We start from the raw sequence: 3355 nt of genomic DNA, 5'->3' as shown, positions 1-3355 counted from the left end.
GAATTACTCGACGTGAAGGACGAATTAATTCAGCGAAGGTCGGAATACTCGAAGTGAAGGACGAATTAAATCCACGAAGGACGAATTCCTCGACGAGAAGGACGAATAAAATCCGCGAAGGTCGAATTACTCGACATGAAGGACGAATTTCCTCAAAAAAGAAGAGGCTGATCCCAACGGATCGGCCTCTTCTTAAATTATGAACGAGCATATACGGCAGCATTCATGCCGGCTAGTCTTCCGGTTACTAATGCTGATGTGATGTTATAGCCGCCTGTGTATCCGTGTATATCCAAAATTTCACCGCAGAAATATAGTCCGTCCATTAGTTTGGAGGCCATTTCCTTTGGATGGATTTCTTTTACGGATACGCCGCCGCCTGTGACGAAGGCTTTTTCAAGCGGCTGGGTGCCATGTACTCCAAATTGGAAGTCCTTACATAGTTCGGCGAAGCGGCGAATTTTTTCATTGGATATCGTCGCTCCCTGTTCCTGAAGGTCGATGCCGCTCCGCTCAAGTAAGAAGTGTAGATAGCGTTCCGGAACCAGGCCTTTTAATGTATTCTTTATAGCCTTTTTCGGCTCAGCTTTGATTTCTTTCATGATGTCCTGGAAGACTTCTTCCTTGTTTTGATCCGGAAGGGCATCGAGTTTCATTGTAACTTCGGATAGGTTCCATTTTTTCATCGCTTTCACGACAAATTGACTGCACCTTAGAACCGCTGGACCAGAGACACCAAAATGGGTGAATAGCATATCCATCTTGTGTGTAATCAGAGCCTTGCCTTTTGGGTTCAGCACACTCAATGAAACATCCCGAAGTGCGAGCCCTTGAAGCGTTCGATCTTTTATGAATGTTTCATGGCTAAGTACAGGTACCTCAGTCGGGAAGAGGTCGGTTATCGTATGGCCCGCCTTTTTTGCCCAAGCGTAGCCGTCACCAGTTGAGCCGGTGTGAGGGACTGATTTTCCACCGACTGCAATCACGACCGCATTTGTGTCAAATGTCTGTCCATCTTTTAACCGAACTCCGCTTGTTTTTCCATTTTCATAGAGAACCTCAGCAACTGGAGAGTTCTTGTAAATGGTTACCTTCAAATTCGAAAGGCGTGTCAAAAGTGCATCTACGACACTTTGCGCCTTATCGTTGACCGGGAACATCCGGCCATGATCCTCTTCTTTTAGAGCCACACCTAATTTTTCAAAGAACTGAATAATGTCTTCGTTATTAAATTCTGAGAAAGCACTGTATAAAAATCGCCCGTTTCCAGGGATATGCTGAATGATTTCATCGATTGAGAGCCTGTTCGTCACGTTGCAGCGTCCGCCGCCAGAGATCGCAAGTTTCCTTCCAAGCTTCTCGCCTTTATCCACTAACAATACATGTGACCCTTTTTCTCCGGCTGCAATTGCTGCCATCAATCCGGAAGGACCGCCGCCAATTACCACTACATCATATTTCAAATTGATCACCACTTTATCTTTTTCAGTCACTCCATTATATAGCAAGACCCTGTCAGATTGCGAACGTAGGAAAAAAGGAATTATTTGTTTGTGTATTATCTTAGAAAACGATAAACTTGAGAGTAGTTTTCTATAGAAAAATTACATTATTATGATAAGATAAAGAGCGTGTGAAACGTAACTGACAGAGGCAGGAAGGGATTAGATGTCATCTAAGTTTTTAAAAGGGGCTTTTATATTAACGCTGGGAGCGATCATTTCCAAGATACTTGGTTTATTTTACGTTATCCCATTTGAACATATGGTTGGGAATAAAGGGGCTACCCTCTATCAATATGGGTACGTTCCATATACCATTTTCATTAGCTTTGCAACGGCAGGCATGCCGCTTGCTGTTTCTAAATTCATTTCGAAGTATAATGCGCTCGAGGAGTACGCCGTCGGTGAGAAGTTATTTAAATCGAGCCTGAAATTAATGGTTGTCACCGGTTTTCTCGCTTTTTTGATTCTCTATACGATGGCCCCGCTGTTTACTGGAGTCTTTGGGGTCAGGCAGGAAGATGTCAAGGATGTCACGGAGATCATACGGGCAGTCAGCTTCGCCTTGATTTTTGTACCGTTCATGAGCATCATCCGCGGCTTTTTTCAAGGTCATGAAGCGATGGAACCAACGGCCATATCTCAGGTTATCGAACAAATTGTCCGCATCGTGTTCCTTTTGGCTGGTGTGTATGTTGTTTTGAATGTCCTGGATGGAGAGTTAGTGAGAGCCATCCAAGTAGCTACGTTCGCGGCGACGGTAGGGGCTGTCGGCGGTTTAGTGGTGTTATTTTGGTATTGGAAAAAACAAAAACCCCATTTGGACAGCTTGATGAAGAAAGACCGGGGGACGATGGAAATTTCCCTGAAGGAGATCTATAAAGAAATATTTCTTTCGTCGATTCCTTTCATATTTGTCGGAATCGCGATGCCATTGTTTCAGTTTGCAGACTTGTTGTCTTTTAATAAAGCGATGGCATCCATCGGATTACAGCATGTCGCAGAAGATGCTCTTGGAGTTTTGAATGTATATGCCCAAAAGCTTGTCTTGATTCCGATGACGCTTGCAACCGGGTTTTCAATGGCGCTTCTTCCCTCGGTGACGAAGGCATATGTAAGCGAGGATTCGGAAGAGTTAAACCGCCAGCTGAACCAAGCCTTCCAAATTTTGTTGTTCATTACGATTCCAGCGGTCGTTGGCATGTCGGTGCTAGCCGATCCAATCTATAGTGCCTTTTACAGTCATGATCCACTTGGAATCAGTGTCCTGAAGGCATATGCGCCAGTTTCGATTTTATTTGCGCTTTTTTCCGTTTCGGCGGCCATTTTACAAGGCATCAATCAGCAAAAATATACGGTGCTCAGCCTGCTTGTTGGCTTTTTAATCAAATTGAGCTTGAATATCCCGATGATCAAGTTGTTTGAAACGGAAGGATCCGTTTATGCCACGGCATTCGGCTACTTGGCTGCTGTGCTGCTGAATTTGTATGTCATTACCTACTTTACTGGATATCGTTACGGCCTTACTATCAGAAGGACTGTGCTGATCACAGTGTTTTCAACGATAATGGGACTGGCTGCATGGGGCATGTTCAGTTTATTATCGCTGTGGCTTACAACGGAAGGGCGATTCCAGGCGATTTTGATTTGTGCGGTTAGTGCGATTTTTGGAGCCCTCATTTATGCGGCGCTTTCCTTGAAAAGCAAGCTTGCACATCGCTTATTCGGTAGTCGGATCGACAGGTTAAAGCAGAAATTGGGATTATAAGATAGAAGTTTACGGTGGAAAATAAAGGGTATTATGAATGAAGTAATCCCTGATTAAAATATATTGGCCTTGCCTGTCATAAAAG

Annotated in this window: 3 protein-coding genes; 2 read left to right on the top strand and 1 reads right to left on the bottom strand. The window is 44.1% G+C overall.

Annotation, left to right across the window (positions count from 1 at the left end; all coding sequences use genetic code 11):
- The coding region (locus AC1DUW_RS24025; RefSeq protein WP_477643644.1) for a hypothetical protein at positions 1 to 203 on the top strand (203 nt) is incomplete at its 5' end.
- Here AC1DUW_RS24025 and AC1DUW_RS24020 read toward each other — a convergent pair.
- The gene (locus AC1DUW_RS24020) at positions 198 to 1463 is read right to left on the bottom strand and encodes a BaiN/RdsA family NAD(P)/FAD-dependent oxidoreductase (RefSeq protein WP_053347391.1); all 1266 of its coding nucleotides are present in this window, start codon (positions 1461 to 1463) and stop codon (positions 198 to 200) included. The genes AC1DUW_RS24025 and AC1DUW_RS24020 overlap by 6 nt on opposite strands.
- Positions 1464 to 1668: 205 nt before the next feature.
- Between AC1DUW_RS24020 and AC1DUW_RS24015 the strand changes: the two genes are divergently transcribed.
- A complete protein-coding gene (locus AC1DUW_RS24015; protein ID WP_053347390.1) occupies positions 1669 to 3270 on the top strand; it encodes a putative polysaccharide biosynthesis protein in 1602 nt (533 codons plus the stop codon).
- The last annotated feature ends 85 nt before the right edge of the window (positions 3271 to 3355 follow it).

The organism is Peribacillus sp. P4_C12 (genome assembly GCF_056402095.1).
Note: the sequence above shows the minus strand (reverse complement) of the source record. Positions and strands in the feature narration are given on the sequence as shown.

What these genes read in the sequence shown, in the direction of transcription:
- AC1DUW_RS24015 (WP_053347390.1), top strand. Translation starts at nt 1,669, where the DNA reads ATGTCATCTAAGTTTTTAAAAGGGGCTTTTATATTAACGCTGGGAGCG.